The sequence below is a fragment of the Pseudomonas sp. Teo4 genome (assembly GCF_034387475.1).
Lineage (GTDB): Bacteria > Pseudomonadota > Gammaproteobacteria > Pseudomonadales > Pseudomonadaceae > Aquipseudomonas.
This window is the reverse complement of the sequence record NZ_JAXCIL010000001.1, coordinates 1,826,003-1,846,661: the sequence shown is the minus strand read 5'-3', so window position 1 is coordinate 1,846,661 and position 20,659 is coordinate 1,826,003. Positions and strand designations below refer to the sequence as shown.

Annotated in this window: 7 protein-coding genes and 11 pseudogenes; 15 read left to right on the top strand and 3 right to left on the bottom strand. The window is 64.7% G+C overall.

The genetic code is table 11. The features are described from left to right. Positions 1–345: 345 nt before the first annotated feature. The 5 genes and pseudogenes from peaA (at position 346) to PspTeo4_RS08450 (ending at position 6,672) form a co-directional block, all read left to right on the top strand. Positions 346–1,908, top strand: a pseudogene (gene peaA / locus PspTeo4_RS08470) (quinohemoprotein amine dehydrogenase subunit alpha). A gap of 49 nt (positions 1,909–1,957) precedes the next feature. After that, a pseudogene (peaB, locus tag PspTeo4_RS08465) lies at positions 1,958–3,386 on the top strand (quinohemoprotein amine dehydrogenase maturation protein). Position 3,387: 1 nt separating this feature from the next. Continuing rightward, positions 3,388–3,711 carry a quinohemoprotein amine dehydrogenase subunit gamma gene (qhpC, locus tag PspTeo4_RS08460; RefSeq protein WP_176517541.1) on the top strand — a complete coding sequence of 108 codons (324 nt, stop codon included), beginning with the start codon at positions 3,388–3,390 and terminating at the stop codon, positions 3,709–3,711. A 32-nt stretch (positions 3,712–3,743) separates the two neighbouring features. After that, positions 3,744–4,865 (top strand): quinohemoprotein amine dehydrogenase subunit beta, encoded by a 1,122-nt coding sequence (peaD, locus tag PspTeo4_RS08455; RefSeq protein ID WP_322363219.1) that lies wholly within the window; start codon positions 3,744–3,746, stop codon positions 4,863–4,865. A 136-nt stretch (positions 4,866–5,001) separates the two neighbouring features. Continuing rightward, positions 5,002–6,672, top strand: a pseudogene (locus tag PspTeo4_RS08450) (fatty acid CoA ligase family protein). A gap of 308 nt (positions 6,673–6,980) precedes the next feature. Here PspTeo4_RS08450 and PspTeo4_RS08445 read toward each other — a convergent pair. The 3 genes and pseudogenes from PspTeo4_RS08445 to PspTeo4_RS08435 all read right to left on the bottom strand — a co-directional run bounded on the left by PspTeo4_RS08445 (position 6,981) and on the right by PspTeo4_RS08435 (position 8,985). After that, positions 6,981–7,246: pseudogene (locus PspTeo4_RS08445) on the bottom strand (DUF3077 domain-containing protein). A gap of 19 nt (positions 7,247–7,265) precedes the next feature. Then, positions 7,266–7,559, bottom strand: a complete 294-nt coding sequence (locus PspTeo4_RS08440; RefSeq protein WP_322364819.1) for a hypothetical protein — start codon at positions 7,557–7,559, stop codon at positions 7,266–7,268. Between the two features lie 640 nt (positions 7,560–8,199). Continuing rightward, positions 8,200–8,985 (bottom strand): annotated as a pseudogene (locus PspTeo4_RS08435) (enoyl-CoA hydratase). 137 nt (positions 8,986–9,122) lie between these two features. On the opposite strand from PspTeo4_RS08435, the pseudogene PspTeo4_RS08430 reads away from it, so the two are divergent. The 10 genes and pseudogenes from PspTeo4_RS08430 to PspTeo4_RS08385 all read left to right on the top strand — a co-directional run. After that, positions 9,123–9,897: pseudogene (locus PspTeo4_RS08430) on the top strand (SDR family oxidoreductase). Positions 9,898–9,954: 57 nt separating this feature from the next. Then, positions 9,955–10,928 (top strand): annotated as a pseudogene (locus tag PspTeo4_RS08425) (OB-fold domain-containing protein). A gap of 12 nt (positions 10,929–10,940) precedes the next feature. Next, positions 10,941–12,076 (top strand): annotated as a pseudogene (locus tag PspTeo4_RS08420) (acyl-CoA dehydrogenase family protein). After that, complete coding sequence (locus tag PspTeo4_RS08415; RefSeq protein WP_322363218.1) at positions 12,048–12,467, top strand: MaoC family dehydratase; 420 nt, start codon at positions 12,048–12,050, stop codon at positions 12,465–12,467. The pseudogene PspTeo4_RS08420 and the gene PspTeo4_RS08415 overlap by 29 nt, the downstream one beginning before the upstream one ends. A 17-nt stretch (positions 12,468–12,484) precedes the next feature. Beyond that, complete coding sequence (locus PspTeo4_RS08410; protein ID WP_322363216.1) at positions 12,485–13,663, top strand: lipid-transfer protein; 1,179 nt, start codon at positions 12,485–12,487, stop codon at positions 13,661–13,663. A gap of 10 nt (positions 13,664–13,673) precedes the next feature. Further along, positions 13,674–14,840 (top strand): annotated as a pseudogene (locus tag PspTeo4_RS08405) (acyl-CoA dehydrogenase family protein). A 79-nt stretch (positions 14,841–14,919) separates the two neighbouring features. After that, positions 14,920–16,124, top strand: a pseudogene (locus tag PspTeo4_RS08400) (acyl-CoA dehydrogenase family protein). Then, positions 16,121–17,275, top strand: coding sequence for an acyl-CoA dehydrogenase (locus tag PspTeo4_RS08395; RefSeq protein ID WP_322363215.1), 1,155 nt, complete (start codon positions 16,121–16,123; stop codon positions 17,273–17,275). Before PspTeo4_RS08400 ends, PspTeo4_RS08395 begins: the two are co-directional and overlap by 4 nt. A 21-nt stretch (positions 17,276–17,296) precedes the next feature. Then, complete coding sequence (locus tag PspTeo4_RS08390) at positions 17,297–18,985, top strand: class I adenylate-forming enzyme family protein (RefSeq protein ID WP_322363214.1); 1,689 nt, start codon at positions 17,297–17,299, stop codon at positions 18,983–18,985. A gap of 109 nt (positions 18,986–19,094) precedes the next feature. After that, a pseudogene (locus tag PspTeo4_RS08385) lies at positions 19,095–20,446 on the top strand (DUF1329 domain-containing protein); the annotation flags it as partial. Positions 20,447–20,659 lie beyond the last annotated feature (213 nt).

Below are 20,659 nucleotides of genomic sequence, written 5' to 3'. Positions count from 1 at the left end.
ACATTGAGACGCTGTGAGACGGTTGTGAAACAGTGGCTTTGCCGGCCCCATCGCCGGCAAGCCGGCTCCCACATGGACCACGCAGATCTCGATACCTGTGGGAGCTGGCTTGCCGGCGATGGCCTGTGCAACAGGCCCCTGTCTCAACATGAAACACCCTGTCGCGAAATGGCACGTTCCGACTCCCCGGGTAGCGGGTCGATCCTGTCGTCCAAACGAGCTAAAAGGCTGAAATAGAACGCTTTTGCGCCACCTGGCACAGTTTCTGTATCGCAACTGTCACATGCACACCTGTTGTACCAAAGCGTGCGAAAACCATAAGAACAACACCGTGGAGGTCTGACCTTGAAGACGACTCGACTCCGGCGGCATGCGGGGAAACTGGCACTGGTTGCCGCCGCACTGCTGAGCACCCAGGCCATGGCGGCCGAGCAGGGCCGAGCCTGTTGCAGAACAAGTGCATGGGGTGCCATATCCCCGAAGGCAACGATACCTACAGCCGTATCAGCCACCAGCGCAAGACGCCGGAAGGCTGGCTGATGAGTATCGCCCGCATGCAGGTCATGCACGGCCTGCAGATCAGCGACGACGACCGTCGCACGCTGGTCAAGTACCTGGCCGACAAGCAGGGCCTGGCGCCCAGCGAAACCGATGGCGTGCGCTACGCCATGGAGCGCCGCCTTAACACCGTCGAGCACTTCGACGAGCAGCTCAGCCAGACCTGCGGCCGCTGCCACTCCGGCGCCCGGGTCGCCTTGCAGCGCCGCCCCGCCCAGGAATGGGAACACTTGATCAACTTCCACCTCGGCCAGTGGCCGTCCTCGAATACCAGGCCCAGGCCCGTGACCGCGACTGGCTGGAAATCGCCCTCAAGCAAGTGGTGCCTGACCTGGCCAAGCGCTTCCCGCTGGACAGCCCTGAGTGGGCGGCCTGGGAGAAAGCCAAGCCAAAAGCGGACGCGCGCCGGGGCAGTGGGCGTTCAGCGGGCACATGCTGGCCAAGGGCGATGTACGCGGGGTGATGAGCGTCACCGCCGACCAGGGCGACACCTTCAAGGTCGAGGTCAAGGGCACCTACGCCGATGGCACGCCGTTCAATGGCAGCGGCTCGGCGATGCTCTACAACGGCTACGAGTGGCGCGGCAACGTCAAGGTCGGCGACAGCAACCTGCGCCAGGTGTTCGCCGCCCTCGATGGCGAGATGAAAGGCCGCATGTTCGAAGCCGAGCACGATGAGCGTGGCCTGGACTTCAGCGCGGTGAAGGAGGGCAAGGCGCGCCTGCTGGCAGTGCAACCGGCCTTCATCAAGGCAGGTGCGGAACAGGAAATCACTCTGGTGGGCAGCGGTCTGGATGGCAAGCCCGACCTCGGTGCCGGCGTGCAGGTGACCGAGGTGCTGGAGTCGACCCCGACCCTGGTGCGGGTCAAGGCCCGCGCCGCGGCAGATGCCAAGCCTGGCCAGCGCGAAGTGGCGGTGGGTGCGCTCAAGGGCGTCAACCTTGCGGTCTACGACAAGGTCGATGAGGTCAAGGTGGTGCCGGCATTCTCCATCGCCCGTATCGGCGAGAACGGCGCGTCGGTGCCCAAGGTGCAGGGCCGTTTCGAGGCCGAGGCCTGGGGCAAGGACGCCAGCGGCCAGCCGCTGCGTATCGGCTACCTGCCGGCCAAATGGAAGGTCGAGCCGTTCAACGAGCGGGCCATCGAGGACGAGGACGTGAAGTTCGCCGGCAACATGCAGCCTGACGGTGTGTTCATGCCGGCCGGCGCGGGCCCCAACCCTGAGCGCAAGATGATGACCAACAACGCCGGCAACCTGAAAGTCATCGCCGAGCTCGAAGACGGCGGCAAGCAGGGCGAAGGCCATCTGATCGTCACCGTCCAACGTTGGAACAACCCGCCCTTGCCGTAAGGCGTGTGGCTGACGCGTTTTCCAACGAATCGATTATCGGGAGGTCGCCATGGGCGCACTACTGAACCTGGTCGAACGCAACCTGCACGAAGTGCGGTCGATGCCGACCGCATGTTGTTTCACATTCCAAGCAGTTCGCTGTTCGCCGCCGACGCAGTCACCGGCGGCATCATCGACGCCCTGCGCCAGCAAGGCTGCTCGGCCGAGGAGCTGATGCAGCGCCTTGGCCAGCAGTTCGCCGGGCAGGACATCGAGGAAACCCTGCGCGAGCTGATCGCCCTCGAAGTGGTCAGCGACGGCTCGCCGCTGACCCCGGAGATCGCCCTCAAGCAGGTCGAGCGTACGGCACTCAACACCGTGGTGTTGAACGTCAACACCGGTTGCAACCTCAGCTGCACCTATTGCTACAAGGAAGACCTGGACAAGCCGTCGGCCGGCAAGAAGATGAGCACGGCCACCGCCGAAGCGTCGGTGGAGATGCTGCTCAAGGAATCGCCCAACGAAGAACGCTACAGCGTGGTGTTCTTCGGTGGCGAGCCGCTGTCCAACCGGCCGTTGATCGAGCATATGGTGGCCTACTGCGAGCGTCGCTTCGCCGAAGCAGGCAAGCAGGTGGAGTTCATCATGACCACCAATGCCACCTTGCTCACCGAAGAGATCGTCGACTGGCTCAACGCCCACCGCTTCGGCTTGTCGGTGAGCATCGACGGGCCGAAGACCGTGCACGACCGCAACCGCATCACCGTGGGCGGGCAGGGCACCTACGACGTGGTGCGGCGCAAGTCCGACATGCTGCTGTCGCGTTACAACAGCCGCCCGGTGGGCGCGCGGGTGACCCTTACCCGCGGCATCACCGACGTCGAAACCATCTGGAATCACCTGTTCAACGAACTGGGCTTCGCTGAAGTGGGCTTTGCCCCGGTCACCTCTGGCGACATGGCCGATTTCAACCTCACCAGCGAAGAGCTGGTGCAGGTGTTCGCCAACATGAAAGCCTTGGGTCGGCGCTACCTGGAGGCGGCGCTGGAGCACCGCAACATCGGCTTCTCCAACCTGCACCAGCTGATCACCGACATCCACGAGGGCCACAAGAAGGCCCTGCCATGCGGTGCCGGGCTGAAGATGCTGGCGGTGGACCACAAAGGCGAGCTAAACCTGTGCCACCGTTTCACCGGCTCCAACCTGCCGACCTTCGGCAATGTGCACCAGGGCGTGAAACAGGCGCAGCTCAACGACTTCCTGTCCCAGCGCCTGGACCGCAGCAACACCGGCTGCGAAAGCTGCCGTATCCGCAACCTGTGCTCCGGTGGCTGCTACCACGAAAGCTATGCCCGCTACGGCGACCCGCAGCACCCAACCTACCACTACTGCGAGCTGATGCGCGATTGGGTCGACTTCGGTATCGAGGTCTACAGCCGCATCATGGCCGTCAACCCGGCCTTCATCGACCGCTACATCACCCGCGGAAGGCGCACTGACATGAAGCATTTGAAGCCCCTGAACAACAAGGCACGGATTCTTGAGCAGGCCGCCGCCGAAGACCGCGTCGAAGAAGTCATGGCCATGAGCGCGGTGGCCGGCTGCACCGCCACCACCGACCCGGGTTGGGAAGTGGACGCCTTTGGCGGCGTGAGTTCGCTGTGCCAGCCAATGGAGGCCGACCTGTACGGCTGCTCCGACCCTTGCTGGTGGCCGGCCCAGGTGCCGGACATGATGAGCACCTACCAGGACTGGAACGCCCAGGCGACCAACTCCCAGGAAGACTGGCGCAACCTCGGCACCGTGTTCCCTAAAGACAAGTGACCGGCCCAACAAGAATGACAAGGGGAAACCGCATGAAAGCTGGACTCTGCGCGCAACTCGCGCTCACCGTCGCCGCCACGGCTGGCGCCTGGTCAGTACAGGCCGATGATACCGGCCCGGCCCTGAAGGCCGGCCACGAATACCTGATCGCCACCAACTACCCGAACAACCTGCACGTGGTGGACGTGGCCAGCGACACGCTCTACAAGAGCTGCCGCATGCCCGACTCGTTCGGCCCCGGCACCGCGATGATGGCGCCGGACAACCGCACCGCCTATGTGCTCAACAACCATTACGCCGACATCTACGGCATCGACCTGGACACCTGCAAGACCACGTTCCACGCCAACCTGTCCAGCGTGCCAGGCGAAGTCGGCAAGTCGATGTACTCGTTCGCCATCAGCCCGGACGGCAAAGAGGTGTACGCCACGGTCAACCCGACCCAGCGCCTGAACGACCACTATGTGGTCAAGCCACCGCGCCTGGAGGTGTTCCGTACCGCTGATGGCCTGAACGCCAAACCGGCGCGCACCTTCCCGATGCCGCGCCAGGTCTACCTGATGCGCGCCGCCGACGATGGCAGCCTGTTCGTGGCCGGGCCGGACATCTACAAGATGGATGTGAACACCGGCAAGTACGAAGTGGCATTGCCGCTGCGCAACTGGAACCGCAAAGGCTACAGCGCCCCGGACGTGCTGTACTTCTGGCCGCACCAGAGCGCCCGGCATGAGTTCTCGATGCTCTACACCATCGCCAAGTTCAAGGACGAAAAGCAGGACCCCAATACCGCAGAGCTGCTGTATGGCTACCTGAGCGTCGACCTGAAGACCGGCAAGACCCATACCCAGGAGTTCGCCGACCTGACCGAACTGTACTTCACCGGCCTGCGCTCGCCGAAGGACCCGAACCAGATGTACGGCGTGCTCAACCGTCTGGCCAAGTACGACATCAAGCAACGCAAGCTGATCAAGGCGGCGAATCTGGACCACACTTACTACTGTGTGACCTTCGACAAGGCGGGCGACAAGCTGTACCTGGGCGGCACCTTCAATGACCTGGCGGTGTTCGACCCCAAAACGCTGACGAAGGTGAAGAACATCAAGCTGCCAGGTGGCGACATGTCCACCACCACGCCGCAGGTGTTCGTTCGTTAGTGCAGTGTCGGCCCTATCGCCGGCAAGCCGGCTCCCACAGGAATTGCACAGGCCTTGAACCTTGCTTTACCTGTGGGAGCCGGCTTGCCGGCGATAGGGCCAGTGAAAGCAATACAAAAACAACAAGAGCGCACCCATGACCCAGCCAAGCTATTCCCAGGGCGACCAGGCCAAGGCCCTGCTCGACCAGTGCATCGGCGACGCCTTCGACGCCACCGTCGCCCGCTTCCCGAGCGTGACGCCCTGATCGTCCGTCACCAGGCCTTGCGCTACACCTGGCAGCAGCTGGCCGAAGCCGTCGACCGCCACGCCCGCGCACTGATGGCCCTGGGCGTGCAACCCGGCGACCGCCTGGGAATCTGGGCACCCAACTGCGCCGAGTGGTGCATCACCCAGTTTGCCAGCGCCAAGGTCGGCGCCATTCTGGTGAACATCAACCCGGCCTATCGCTCCAGTGAGCTGGATTACGCCCTCGGCCAGTCCGGCTGCCGCTGGGTGATCTGCGCGGATGCCTTCAAGACCTCCGACTACCACGCCATGCTGCAGGGCCTGATTCCTGGCCTTGCCAGTGGGCAGCCCGGAGCGCTGATCTGCGAACGCTTCCCCGACCTGCGCGGTGTGGTGAGCCTGGCGGCGTCGCCACCCGCAGGTTTCCTGGCCTGGCACGAGCTGCAAACCCGCGCCGAAGCCATCAGCCGCGAAGCCTTGGCCGAGCGCCAGGCACAATTGCACTGCAACGACCCCATCAACATCCAGTACACCTCTGGCACCACCGGTTTCCCCAAGGGTGCCACGCTCAGCCACAGCAACATCCTCAACAACGGTTTCATGGTTGGCGAAAGCCTGGGCCTGACCGAGCATGACCGGCTGGTGGTACCCGTGCCGCTGTATCACTGCTTCGGCATGGTCATGGCCAACCTCGGCTGCATGACCCATGGCAGCACCCTGATCTACCCCAACGACGCCTTCGACCCGCTGGCCACGTTGCGCGCCGTGGCAGAGGAAAAGGCCACCGCGTTGTATGGCGTGCCGACCATGTTCATCGCCGAACTAGACCACCCGCAACGCGGCGAGTTCGACCTGTCGAGCCTGCGCACCGGCATCATGGCCGGTGCCACTTGCCGATCGAAGTGATGCGCCGGGTGATCGACGAAATGCACATGGCCGAAGTGCAGATCGCCTATGGCATGACCGAGACCAGCCCGGTTTCGCTGCAGACCGGCGCCAACGACGACCTGGAACGGCGGGTGACCAGTGTCGGCCGCACCCAGCCGCGGCTGGAAAACAAAGTCATCGATGCCGATGGCAACACGCTGCCCCGTGGAGAGATTGGCGAGCTGTGCACCCGCGGCTACAGCGTGATGCTGGGCTACTGGACAACCCCAAGGCTACTGCCGAGAGCATCGACGCCGAGGGTTGGATGCATACCGGCGACCTGGCGGTGATGGACGAGCAGGGCTATGTGCGGATAGTCGGGCGCAGCAAGGACATGATCATTCGCGGCGGCGAGAACATTTACCCACGCGAGCTGGAGGAGTTCTTCTTCACTCACCCAGCGGTGGCCGACGTGCAGGTCATTGGCGTTCCGTGCAAGAAGTACGGTGAAGAGATCGTTGCCTGGGTGCGATTGCATCCGGGGCATGTCGCCACCGAAGATGAACTGCGTGAGTGGGCGAAGGCGCGCATCGCGCATTTCAAGGTGCCCAGGTACTTCCGCTTCGTCGATGAGTTTCCGATGACGGTGACCGGCAAGGTGCAGAAGTTCAGGATGCGTGAGATCAGTGTCGAGGAATTGGCGTTAGGGTGATGTCCGACAGTTCTGCAGACTGGCTTGGGCCCTGTGGGAGATCACCCAGCCCTGCCGGGCTGCGCTGTCGCGCATCAAACCCGTGGGAGCTGGCGCAGCCTGCGATGGCCGCGTAGCAGCCCTAATTCGTGATCATGCGAGGGCTACGCCCTCGATCGCAGGCTGCGCCAGCTCCCACGGATCCCTCGCCAAATCAATGAGATAGCTGTAGTTTGATGAGAGCCGGCTTGCCGGTGCCAGACACCGCGTTGCCTGCATCGCCGGCAAGCCGGCTCCCACAACGACCGTGCTTGGCCTGGACTCGGCAGTCAGCGCATCATGCCCAGCTCAGCATCATCCAGCAGTGCCTTGGCCAGGGCACTCAGATAATGCGAAGCCCAGATCAATTGCTGATCCTCCTCCATCAACCCGGTGAGCGTCATGTCCCGCACATAGCCCATCAGCTCGAGGCCTGTTCCCGCGCATGTTGGCAAGGGATGCCCGGTGCGATGAGGAACAACGGCTGCTGCTGGTTTTCGCCTTGGTAGAAGTAAGTCTTGCCAACGGTTGTGGGCGTGTTGTCGTCGGGTTCCACGGTTTCAATCCCCCTTGCCTCAGTGCAGGCTGGTCGAACGTTCCAGCGCCAGAGACAACGCATCCGCCTGTCCCCAGGCGATCTGCATCGAGCGCAGACCGTTCACCAGCAACTCCCGTGTTTCGTCCTGCTCGATGTGGTTGAGGGCAAGGTGGCAGTGGTTGTACGCCAGCATCAGGTAGTGGGTGACGTTCGCCACCACGTGGTCTATGGGCACGATGCGCTCGCTGATGGCGCTGGTGAGGGTTTTGTCGGAGGGGAGGTCGAAGGAGTGGGGTGGGTCGGGAACGATTTTTTCATATCGGCACCATATGGGTCATGTGCAACCCCTCAGTTTCCACACATTGGGGCGACAGCTGTACACGGGTGGAAAACCAGGCATATGGCGAACCCGGTAGGCTCAAGAGCCTCCCGTGCACAGCTGTCATGACGACAATAACCATATGTGTTGCCAAGGTTTCCACACCCCGGTCGCTGAACCTTCAGCGACCCGGAGAGCCTAGAGGGTGGGGTTTCCCGGGACAATCAGACGCGTGTCGACAGAGCGCGTAGGGTATTTCCTGGGATTCGGCAAAACCAGTCTTGGGGCGTAGGAAATATCTGAAATGATTGAGTGATGGCGGCCGGGTGCATGACGGGGGAGATGCAGTGGCTATGAAATCGAGCGCCGCCCGCGCGGCGCATCGCAGGCTTCGCCAGCTCCCACATCTGTTTCGGGCCAATTATTCCTGTGAAATTCGCGCGCGCCCCCTTTTGGCGCATGGCTCGATATCGCGTCGAACAAACAAGGGATCGAGCGCGCCTGTAACAGGCGTTATTGGCCCGAAACAGATGTGGGAGCTGGCGAAGCCTGCGATGCGCCGCGCGGGCGGCGCTCGATCTCATAGCCACTGCAACTCTTACGACCTACGCCACTCGATCCCACACCCGCCCCAACCCGCAAACCATACCCATCACCACCCCTCAAACCGCGCCGCCCGCTTCTCGATAAACGCCTGCATCCCTTCCTTCTGATCCCGTGAAGCAAACAACAACGCATTGGCCTTGCGCTCCAACGCCAACCCCGTCTCCAACGGCGCATCCATCCCCGCCAGAATCACCTCCCTTGATCTGCTCCGCCGCCAGCGCCGGCATCGCTGCGATTACCCGCGCCAACTCCAGCGCATGGGCCTGCACCTGGTCATCCTCCACCAGGTCGCTGACCAACCCCGCCACCCAGGCTTCCTCGGCACTGATCGGCTGCCCGGTCAGTGCCATGCGCATGGCCTTGACCTTGCCCACCGCCCGCACTAACCGCTGGGTGCCGCCAATGCCCGGCATGATGCCGATGCGAATCTCTGGCTGGCAGAACCGCGCGCCACGGCCGGCGACGATCAGGTCGGCCAGCATCGCCAGCTCGCAACCCCGCCATAGGCATAGCCGCACACGGCGGCGATCACAGGCTTGGGGCAATGCTGGATCGGCGCCCACACCCGCTCGGTGTGGCGCTGGTAGATATCGATCGGGCCCACGTCGGCCATGCTGCTGATGTCGCCGCCAGCGGCGAACACCTTGTCGCCACCGGTCAGCAGAATGCAGCGCACTTCAGGGTCCGCAGCCAGCTCGCTGAAGTACTGCGAAAGCAGCGCCTGCAACTCCAGGCTCAGGGCATTGGTGGCCTGTGGGCGGTTGAGCCGCAGCAACGCCACACCAGGCAGCGGGCGTTCGAGCAGAACCGGTGGAGCAGGGGTGTCAGGCATGGCATTCCTCGCAGGCGACAGGGCTGGTTACCCGCCAGTGTTGCCCCAGGCCTACCCCATTCATCGTCCGTTCAGACGAAGAATGGCCCACCCATAGCCTCTAGAGTCGACCGGGACAGCAAACCAAGGAGCATGCAATGGGGCTTGATTTCAGTGGCAAGGTGGTGCTCGTCACCGGTGGCAGCAAGGGCATCGGTGCAGGTATTGCCGAGGGCTTTCTGGCGGCCGGGGCGCAGGTCATCGTCTGTGCCCGCAGCGCACACCGAGCAGCTGCCGAGCGTGGACGGGCGCAGCGCGGTGTTCATCGCCACCGACGTGCGCGACGGCGATTCGCTGCAGGCGCTGTTCGACACCATCGAACGTGACTTCGGCCGCCTCGACGTGCTGATCAACAACGCCGGTGGCAGCCCTTCGGCAGTCGCCGCCACGGCCTCGCCGCGCTTTCACGAGAGCATCCTGCGCCTGAACCTCATCGCCCCGCTCAATGCCGCGCAACACGCCAACCGGCTGATGCAGGGCCAGGCGCAGGGCGGTTGCATCGTCTTCATCGGCAGCATCAGTGCCTTGCGCGCATCGCCTGGCACCGCCGCCTATGGTGCGGCCAAGGCCGGGGTGCTGGCGCTGGTGCAATCGCTGGCGGTGGAGTGGGCGCCCAAGGTGCGCGTGGTCGCGGTCAGCCCAGGCCTGGTGCTGACCGACCAGGCCCACCTGCATTACGGCAGCGAACAGGGCATCGCCGCCGTCAGTGCTGGTATTCCGGCCGGGCGCATGGCCGCTGCCAGCGATATCGCCAATGCCTGCTTGTACATCGCCTCACCGCTGGCCAGCTATGCCAGCGGCTGCAACCTGCTGCTGCATGGCGGCGGCGAGCGCCCGGCGTTTCTCGACGCGGCGCAGGTTCAACCCACCTGATCGACCACCCAGCGGTGGCCGCATCGGCTCGCCGCCCTCACGCTGAAGGAGACGACTTTGGCTGATCCACAATTGCTATCCAGTGTGCGCGCCCTGGTGGGCCGCGAATATGGCCGGGTGTATGCCTGGGATGCGGTCAACGCGCCGATGATCCGCCAGTGGTGCGAGATCATGGGCATCGACAACCCGCTCTACACCGACGCGGCCTTCGCCCAGAGCAGCCCCTACGAGGAACTGATCGCCCCGCCGGCCATGCTCCAGGTGTGGACCATGGAAGGGCTGCACGCCAACAACTACCCACCAGGCTCCACCGACCAGAACCCCTACGAAGTGCTCAAGCTGATCGAGGAATACGGCTACGCCTCGGTGGTGGCGGTGAACTCCGAGCTGAGCTTCACCCGCCCGGTGCGGCTGGGTGAAAAGCTTTACTACACCACGCGCCTGGATGCGGTCGGCGACGAGAAGACCACCGCCCTGGGCACCGGTTTCTTCGTCACCCTGGTGATGAGCCACTTCGTCAAGAAGCCCGAAGGCGACGAGCCGGTGGGTGAGCTGTTGTTCCGGGTGTTCAAGTTCCGCCCGGCCAACGCACAGCCGGCAGCCAAGCCCCAGGCCCCGGCGGCGCCGGTCAAGGCCAAGCGGCCGATGCCCGGGTCAGCGACGACACCCGGTTCTTCTGGGAAGGCTGCGCCGAAGGCAAGCTGCTGATTCAGCGCTGCAGCGCCTGCGCGACCCTGCGCCACCCGCCTGCGCCGGTGTGCATGCAGTGCCACAGCTTCGAATGGGACACCGTGCAAGCCAGCGGGCGCGCCAGCCTGTACTCCTTCGTGGTGATGCATTACCCAGAAGTGCCGCCTTTCGATCACCCCAACCCCATCGGCCTGATCGAGCTGGAAGAGGGCGTGCGCCTGATTGCCGGGTTGGTCGGCGTGCAGCGCGAGCAACTGCAGATCGGCCAGCGCCTGGAGGTGACGTTCGAAACCTTCGACGAACAATTGACCCTGCCGTTGTTCCGGCCTGTGGTCGAGTAGGAGGGCGACAGCATGGATTTCGAATTGAGCGAAGACCAGCGCGCCATCGAGCAGATGGCCGACAGCCTGTTCAGCGACCACTGCCACGATGACTACCTGCGCCAGTGGGACACCGCAGGCAAGGCGATGATGGCGCCGCTGTGGGCGCTGTGCCTGGAAACCGGCCTGCATGCGCTGGCCATTCCCGAGCGCGAAGGTGGCGGCGGCCTGGGCATGACCGAGCTGATGCTGGTGCTGCAGGCCCAGGGCCGCAGCCTTGCCCAGGTGCCGCTGTGGCGGCATCAGCTGGCGGCCGCGACCTTGGCGACCTTTGCCCTGGGTGACGCCGCCGAGCTGGCGGCCAAGGCTGCCCGTGGCGAGGTGCTGTTGAGCCTGTCCCTGGATGGCCTCAGCGCAGCCCATGGCATCGAGCTGAGCGCCAGCGCCTGTGCCGAAGGCTGGCGGGTCGATGGCCGTGTCGCCGCATTGGCCCTGGGCGGGCAGGCGCAGGCCGCGCTGGTGCCAGTGCGGGTGGATGACCAGGTGCGCCTGCTGCTGCTTGACCTCGGCGCAGCTGCAATGAGGCGCGAGGCCGGTGTGCTTACCCACGGCGAAGCTATTGCCGATCTTCACGTGGAGGGGCTGCAAGTTACCGCCGACCGCGTTCTGCCAGCCGCCGCCCTGGCCTGGCTGGAACCACGCGCCATCGCCGCCCTGGCCGCCTTGCAGCTGGGCGTCAGCGCCGAGCACATCCGCCGCACCGTCGACTATGCGGGCGAGCGGCGCAGCAGTTCGAGCGGCGTATCGGCAGCTTCCAGGCGGTGCAGATGAGCATGGCCGACGCCCATATCGCCCTGGAAACCCTGCGCAGCACCTTGTGGCAGCTGTGTTACCGCCTGGACGCCGGCCTGCCGGCACCTTCCGAGGCATTGGCCACGGCGTACCTGGCATGTGAAGCGGGGCACCGCATCGGCCACGTCGCCCAGCACGTGCATGGCGGCATTGGCGTCGACCTGACGTACCCGATTCACCGTTATCTCTACTGGAGCCGCGCCCTGGGAATTGCCCTGGGTGGTGCGGCGGCCTGCCTGGAACGGCTCGGCGACTGGCTGAGCGACAACGACAAGCTGGGATGGAAATATGACCTCGAAGAACACCAAGCGCTTTGAAGACGTGCGCCCAGGCGAAGCCTTGCCGACGCTTGAGGTGCCGATCACCGTGGCATTGATCGCGGGCGGGGCGATTGCCACGCGCGACTACTTCCCCGGCCACCACGACCTGGATGCCGCCCGTGAACTGGGTTCGCCCCATGTGTTCATGAACATCCTCACCACCAATGGCCTGGTGCAGCGTTTCGTCGAAGCCTGGGCCGGCCCGCTGGCTCGCTTCACCTCGCTGAAGATCAAGCTAGGCGTGCCCAACTACCCAGGCGACTGCATGACCTTCAACGGCCAGGTAACCCGCCAGGACCCCGAAACCCGCGAAGTGGAAGTCACCCTGAGCGGCAAGAACTCCATGGGCAACCACGTGACCGGCACGGTCGCGCTGGTGCTGCCATGACCACCGGAGGCAGTTGCATGACCAACCTGTCGATTTCCGGGCGCGCCGCTATTGTCGGGCTGGGCGCGACCGAATTCTCCAAGAACTCCGGGCGCACCGAGCTGCGCCTGGCCCTGGAAGCCACCCTTGAGGCACTGCGCGACGCCGGTATCGACCCGTCCGAAGTCGAGGGCTTCAGCTCGTATTCGGTGGACAAGGTGCCGGAATACGAAATTGCCCGCCTGCTGGGCTGCAAGGACGTGAAGTTCTTCTCGCAGATTCCCCACGGCGGCGGCGCGGCCTGTGCGCCGGTGATGCATGCGGCCATGGCGGTGGCCACGGGCGTGGCCAAGGTGGTGGTGGTGTACCGGGCGATGAACGAGCGTTCCTGGTACCGCTTCGGCACCGGCAGCTACGGCTTTGGCGCCACGCCGATCTTCGACAACGTCAACTACGGCTGGTACATGCCGCACGGCTTCCACACCCCGGCCGCCTGGGTGGGCATGTTCGCCCAGCGCTACATGCACACCTATGGCGCCACCTCCGAGGACTTCGGCCGCGTTGCGGTAGCTGCGCGGGATTTTGCCGCCAGCAACCCCAAGGCGTTCTTCCATGGCAAACCGATCACCCTGGAAGAACACCAGGCCTCGCGCTGGATCTGCGAGCCGTTGCACCTGCTGGACTGTTGCCAGGAGTCGGACGGCGCGGTGGCCATGGTCATCACCTCGGCCGAGCGCGCCCGCGACCTGAAGCAGAAACCGGTGACCATCAAGGCCGGCTCGCAAGGCATCACCAGCGGCCAGCAGAGCATGACCTCGTTCTACCGTGACGACATCACCGGGCTGCCAGAAATGGGCGTGGTCGCCAAAGAGCTGTATCGCCAGTCCGGCCTTGGCCCGGATGCCTTCCAGACAGCGGTGATCTACGACCACTTCACCCCGTTCGTGTTGCCGCAACTGGAAGAGTTCGGTTTCGCCCGACGTGGCGAGGCCAAGGAGTTCATTCGCGAAGGGCACCACGCCCGTGGCGGCAAGTTGCCGATCAACACCCACGGCGGGCAACTGGGCGAGGCCTACATCCATGGCATGAACGGCATTGCCGAAGCGGTGCGCCAGGTGCGTGGCACGGCGGTCAACCAGGTGGCGGACGTCGAGAACGTGCTGGTGACCGCCGGCACCGGCGTGCCCACCAGCGGCCTGATTCTGGGCACGGCCTGAGGAGCGCAGCATGTTCGTCGATCTCACCCCCGAGCAACATGCGCTGCGCCGCACAGTGCGCGATTACTTCCAGGCCTTGATGACCCCGAGCTGCGCGAGCAACTGCGCGGCCAGGAGGGCGGCGAGTTGTACCGCAACACCGTGCGCCAGATGGGCCGCGACGGCTGGCTCGCGGTGGGCTGGCCCAAGGCCCACGGCGGCCAGGGCTATGCCGCCACCGAGCAGTTGATCTTCTTCGAAGAGGCCAACATCGCCGGGGCACCGCTGCCATTCGTGACCATCAGCACCGTTGGCCCGGCATTGATGGAGCATGGCAGCCCCGAACAGAAGGCGCGTTTTCTGCCGGGTATCGCCGCAGGCGAAATCATGTTCGCCATCGGCTACTCCGAACCCGATGCCGGCAGTGACCTGGCGGTACTCAGGACCAGCGCCCGGCTGGACGGCGATGCCTTCGTGGTCAACGGCAACAAGCTGTGGACCTCGGGCGCCGAATCGGCCGACTACATCTGGCTGGCCGCCCGCACCGACCCAAGCCAGGCACGGCACAAGGGGGTCGATCCTGATTCTCGACACCCAACTGCCGGGCTTCTCCAGCACTGTCATCCCCACCACCAGCAACCCGACCGCCGCCACCTACTACGACAACGTGCGCGTGCCCAAGGACATGCTGGTGGGAGAGCTGCACGGCGGCTGGAAGCTGATCACTGCCCAGCTCAACCACGAGCGCCTCGGGCTGGGTTCATGGTCGGACAAGGTCGCGGGGTTGTTCCGCAGGGTCTACCTGTGGGCCCGCGCCCGGGACGAGCACGGCCGCCGGGCCATGGACAAGGCCTGGGTGCGCAGCTCGCTGGCCGAGTGCTATGCGCGCCTCGAAGCCATGCGCCTGATCAACCTGCGCATTGCCGCCAACCTTGAGCGCGAGCACATGGACGTGGCGCTGAGTTCGACCACCAAGGTGTATGGCTCGGAGTCGGCCATCGAGATCCTGCGCAAGCTGTCGGCCATCGTCGGCGCCAATGGCGTGGTGCGCGGTGGTTCGGCTGCCGCCGTGCTGCACGGCGACCTGGAGTACGAGCTGCGCGCCTCGGTCACCGTGACCTTTGGCGGCGGCACCAACGAGATCCAGCGCGAGCTGATCGCCCAGTTCGGCCTGGGCATGCCGCGTACCCAGCGCTGAGGGCGCCACCGCGCCGTTCAGCCCTTCCAACGAAAGGCCCCTCCGGCACAGGCCGGAGCGGGGCCGAGGGTTGCATCTGATGAGTACGATCGAGCAATTCAGGCACGAGACCCGTGCCTGGCTGGAAGCCAACTGCCCGCCGTCCATGCGCGTCGCCATGGGCGAAGGCGATGTGGTGTGGGGCGCCAGCCAACCGCAGTTCCCCAATGACGATGCGCGCCTGTGGTTCGAGCGCATGCGCGACAAGCGCTGGTTCTGCCCGAGTGGCCGGAAGAATACGGCGGTGCCGGCCTGAGCGCCGAGCAGGTGGCGGTGCTGGAAAGCGAAATGCGCAGGCTGCGCTGCCGGCCGCCGCAAATCAACCTGGGTATCTGGATGCTCGGGCCGGTGCTGCTGGCCTACGGCAGCGAAGAACAGAAGCGTACCTTGCTGCCGCCTATGGCTCGGGGTGAAGTGCGCTGGTGCCAGGGTTTCTCCGAGCCTAACGCCGGCTCTGATCTTGCCAGCTTGAAGATGGCGGCGCGGGACGCCGGTGATCATTTCGTGGTCGATGGCAGCAAGATCTGGACGTCCTACGGTGACAAGTCTGACTGGATGTATGCCCTGGTGCGCACCGACTTCCAGGCGCCGAAGCATGAAGGCATCAGCCTGATCGTCCTGGACATGCGCAGCCCTGGGGTGAAGGCCGTGCCGATCGACCTGATCAGCGGCAAGTCGGCGTTCTGCCAGGTGTTCTTCGACAACGTGAAAGTGCCCAAGAGCCAGCTGATCGGCCCGCTGAACGGTGGCTGGAACCTGGGCAAGTACTTGCTGCAGCACGAACGCAAGGCCATGTCGAAGTTCGGTGAATTCAGCCTGCCGTCGCATTTCGACCTGCTGGGCCTGCTGCGCGAGTACCTGCCGCAGCCGCGCAGCCAAGGCGAGCTGGCGCTGCAGGCGCGTGCCGTGGCGTGCGCCATGGATGAACACGCCTACGGCCTGACGGTGCAACGCATGGCCGAGGAGGGGCGCGGTGGCGACGACATCAGCGGGCTGATGGCGATCATGAAGCTGGTGCACACCGAGCAGGAACGCGACAAGTTCGAGGTGCTGCTCGATGTCATGGGTGGCCATGCCTTCGGCTGGCAACCCGAAGGCTTCAGCGCGCGCGAGCTGGCTGTGACCCGCGCCTGGCTGAACAGTTACGCCCTGACCATTTCCGGCGGTGCGTCGGAAGTGCAGCTCAATGTCATCGCCAAGCGCGTGCTTGGCCTGCCTGACGGCAAGAAAGGAGTGACAGCATGAACCTTCGCTACAACGAAGAACAACGCCTGCTGGCCGACAGCGCACGGGATTTTCTGGCGGCGCGTAGCCCGGTGGCGGCGCAGCGGCGGCTGCGTGACCAAGAGGTGGAAGCTGGCTTCGACCCGCAGGTATGGCGCGATGCGGTGGAACTGGGCTGGAGCGCGATTCCGTTTCCCGAGCAACTGGGCGGGCTGGACTTCGGTTGCATGGGCCTGGGCCCGGTGTTCGAGGCCATTGGCCAGAACCTTGCGCCAACGCCGTTGCTGTCGAGCGTGGTGCTGGCAGGCTCGCTGCTGCACCTGGCAGGTTCCGCGCAGCAGCAGGGCGATTGGTTGCAGGCACTGATCAAGGGGCAGCGGCGGCTGGCCCTGGCGGTGGATGAGCGAGCCCGCCACCAGCCGCGTGACATCGCCCTGGCGGCGGTGGCCGACGGCGACGGTTACCGCTTGCATGGCGAAAAGTTCTGGGTGGTCGATGGCGTGGGTGCCGATGGCTACGTGGTGGCGGCGCGCACCGCCGGGCAGCCTGGCGAAGCCCAAGGCATCAGCCTGTTCCTGGTGCCAGCCGATGCCCCCGGGGTGCAGTGCAGCCCGCTGCCGTTGATTGACTCGCGCAACTGCGGGCGCTTGCGTCTGGACCAGGTATGCCTGGGCAGCGAAGCACTGCTGGGAACGCTGAACGAGGGCTGGGGCGCACTGGATGCTGCACTGGACCGTGGCCGCGCCTGCGTTGCGGCAGAGCTGCTGGGCGCTGCTGAGCAGCTGTTCCAGACCACCCTCGAATACCTCAAGACCCGCGTGCAGTTCGACGTGCCGATCGGCTCGTTCCAGGCCCTGCAGCACCGGGCCGCACAGTTGTATGTCGACCTGGCGCTGGCGCGCAGCGCGGTGATGGCCGGCATGGCGGCACTGGATGACGGCGAGCTGGACGAGGCCCGCCGTGGCCGCCTGGTCAGCCTGGCCAAGTGGAAGGCCGGCGACACCGCGCTGAAGGTGGCCAACGAGGCGGTGCAGATGCACGGCGGCATCGGGGTGACCGATGAACTGGATGTGGGCCTGTACCTGAAGCGGGTACGGGTGGCACAGGCCTGCCTGGGCGACCGTGACTTCCACTGCGAGCGCTACGCGGCACTCGATGCGGCCTGCGCCTGACCCCACCGTTGGAGAGCCTTGATGAGCATTGAACGCTGGCGTGAAGCCTGGCAGCAGCTGATTGCACCAGGCGCGCCTTTTGAAGTGATCACCCCGGCCGATGGCGGCCCGCGCTACTTCCGCCACGCGGCGCGCAACCTGGTGCAGGTCATTGATGCGGGCCGGGTGCATGGCGACAAGGAGTTCGTCGTCTGGCAGCAGCAGCGGCTTTCCTTTGCCGCTTATTTTGACGCGGTCGACCGGCTGGCCGGGCAACTGGCCGGATGCCTGGGCCTGAAGCCGGGCGAGCGGGTCGCTATTGCCATGCGCAACCAGCCTGCGTGGCTGGTGGCTTTCGCGGCCATACAGCGTTGCGGCGCGGTGTGCGTGCCGCTCAACAGCTGGGGCCTGCGGGACGAGCTGTTGCATGGCGTTCAGGACAGCGGTGCGCGCTTGCTGTTCTGCGATGAAGCACGACTGGCGGTAATGGGGGATGACCTTGTGGCGGGTGAGCACACCTGCATCGTGGTCGGGTTGGCCCCTGAAACCGTATTGCCTGACTACATCCGGCGCTACGAAGACGTGCTGACGGTCGAGCCGGTTGCGCTTGAGGTGCCGGACATCGCGCCCGACGACCCAGCGCTGATTCTCTACACCTCGGGTACCACCAGCCGCGCCAAGGGCGTGTTGTCCAGCCATCGCGCCGTGTGCCAGGCGCTTGCCGCACTGGAGTTCCAGGGCGCGTTCTGCGCCATGAGCTCGCCGCAGCGAATCAGCGGCATGCTCGCCAGTGGTTTTGCGCCCACTTCGCTGATGGCGGTGCCGCTGTTCCATGTCAGTGGCCTGCATGCGCAGTTTCTGTCGGCCTTCCGTGGCGGCCGGCGCCTGTTGCTGATGTACAAGTGGGACGCCAGCCAGGCCCTGGACTTGATCCGCGATGAACGCTGCACCCAGTTCAATGGTGCGCCGGTGATGATGCAGCAACTGCTGGCGTCCCCGCGCTACGGCACGGATGACACGGCCAGCCTGTTCGGCCTGGGCCTGGGCGGTGGCGCTTCGTCGGCCGGCCTGCTGGCCGAGATGCTGGCCCGCAAGCCGCAGGTGATCGGTGGCAGCGGCTACGGCCTGACCGAGAGCAACGGTATTGGCGCGGCCATCGGTGGCGATGCGTTCGAATACCGGCCTGCCACGGCTGGCTGGCCATTGCCGATCGTCGAAGTGCGCATCGGCGATGACCCATTCAACCCCGAGCCGGCGGGCACCCCAGGGCTGATCTGGCTGCGTGCGCCGACGCTGATGCAAGGCTACTGGAACCTGCCCGAAGCCAGTGCCGACAGCCTGCGCGAAGGGTGGCTCGACACCGGCGACCTGGGCTACCTGGACGACCAGGGCTTCCTGTGCATCAGCGGCCGGGTCAAGGACCTGATCAACCGTGGCGGCGAGAAGATTTCAGCGGTCGAGATCGAAACCTGCGTCAGCGACATGGCCGGCGTGCAAGAGGCGGCGGCCTTCGCCCTGGACGACCCGACGCTGGGCGAAGTGGTGGCGCTGGCGATTCATGGCAGCGCCGCCGAGTTGCCGTCGGTCGAACAGGTGAAAGGCTACATCGCCGCTCGTCTGGCCGCCTACAAAGTGCCGGCCCAGGTCTATCGCGTGCCGCAGCCGCTGCCACGCAATGCCACCGGCAAAGTGCTCAAGGCCGAACTCAAGGCAAGCCTGTGCGCCGGGTGATTTTTTAGTCTCTCCGGACGATGCCGGCTACCCCGGAAAAAGAACAATGAAGCCATACCAGAAGCCTTATCAGCGAAGGAGGCAGTACATGAAAACAACAAAAGGTGTGATGCTCGCAGCTGCTCTAACCGTCAACACCGGACTGGTGGTTGTCGCCCACGCGGCGGTACCACCCGACGAAGCTGCCAGGCTCGGCAAGGACCTGACCTGCGTCGGGGCCGAGAAGGCCGGCAATGCCGAAGGCACCATCCCGCCGTACACCGGCAAGTACCTGGGTGAGGTGCCAGGCTGGAACCATGTGAAGTTCTCCGGTGACCAGCCGGTGGACCCATACGCCAACGAAAAGCCGATTCTGGTAATCACCGCGCAGAACATGGACCAGTACGCGGCGCATCTCACCGATGGGCAGAAGGCGCTGCTGAAGAAGTACCCCAGCAGCTACAAGATGAACATCTACCCAGGCCACCGCGACTTCCGCTACCCCGACTACGTGTGCCGCCGGGTCATGGACAATGCTCTGAATGCCAAGCTGGTGAACGACGGGTTGGGTATCGAAGGGTTGGGCCAGGTGCCGTTCCCGATTCCCAAGAACGGCATGGAAGTGCTGTGGAACCACCAGTTGCCGGCACGGGCCTACACCGAAGAAAAATCTCCGACCTGGCCTCGGTACTGCCCAATGGCAGCATCGGCTGGGGCCGCGCCCATGCCCGCAACCTGTCCCAGGCCAACTCGCCGACGGTCGAACCCAAGACCTCGGACATGATCCAGGCGATGAGCTACAACACCACGCTCAAGCCGGCCCGTGACAATGGTGTGATCAGCATTGCCCACGAGCCGTACAACTTCGTCACCTCGGCGCGCCAGGCCTGGTCGTACAGCCCGTCGACCCGCCGTGTGCGGCAGATGCCTGGCTACGGCTACGACCAGCCGATGATCGGCACCAACGGCACCATGACGGTGGACGAAGACCGCCTGTTCAACGGCGCGCCAGAGCGCTACACCTGGAAACTGCTGGGCAAGCGCGAAATCTACAGCCCGGCCAATGCCTTCAAGGCCAATGCCGGCACCGTCAAGTACGCCGAACTGCTCACCCCCAACCACCCCAACCCGGAGTTCATGCGTTATGAGTTGCGGCGGGTGTGGGTGGTGGAGGCGGACCTGAAGGAAGGCTACCGCCACGTGTATGGCAAGCGTGTGCTGTTCATTGACGAAGACACCTGGAACGCAGTGATGGCCGACAACTACGATGCCCGTGGGCAGCTGTGGAAGCACGCCATGATCAACTACTACTACCACCCCGACATGAGCGGTTGGCAGGCCGGGTCGCAGTTCTTCATGGACCTGAACTCGGGGCAGTACACCGGTTACGGCATGACCAACGAGGCGAAGAAGGGGCCGATTCTGAACGAGAGCAAGTTCACGCCGGATATGTATACCGCGGATGCGGCGCGGCGATCGGGCGGTAAGGGTAGGTGGCCCGGCTTAGGTCGGGCTGGTGTGAAGGCCTGGCGGGAGACCGCTGGGCCTTTTTGTTTTTGGGGTGGGTAGTAGATGTTCGCCGAGAGAGATTCGGCGCCTGTGAGATCGAGCGCCGCCCGCGCGGCGCATCGCAGGCTTCGCCAGCTCCCACATCTGTTTCGGGCCAATAACGCCTGTTACAGGCGCGCTCGACCC

Bases quoted from the DNA above. Each gene is read 5' to 3' on its own strand.
- PspTeo4_RS08395 (WP_322363215.1), top strand. From the start codon at position 16,121: ATGAACCTTCGCTACAACGAAGAACAACGCCTGCTGGCCGACAGCGCA.
- qhpC (WP_176517541.1), top strand. From the start codon at position 3,388: ATGAAGCATTTGAAGCCCCTGAACAACAAGGCACGGATTCTTGAGCAG.
- PspTeo4_RS08410 (WP_322363216.1), top strand. From the start codon at position 12,485: ATGACCAACCTGTCGATTTCCGGGCGCGCCGCTATTGTCGGGCTGGGC.
- PspTeo4_RS08390 (WP_322363214.1), top strand. From the start codon at position 17,297: ATGAGCATTGAACGCTGGCGTGAAGCCTGGCAGCAGCTGATTGCACCA.
- peaD (WP_322363219.1), top strand. From the start codon at position 3,744: ATGAAAGCTGGACTCTGCGCGCAACTCGCGCTCACCGTCGCCGCCACG.
- PspTeo4_RS08415 (WP_322363218.1), top strand. From the start codon at position 12,048: ATGACCTCGAAGAACACCAAGCGCTTTGAAGACGTGCGCCCAGGCGAA.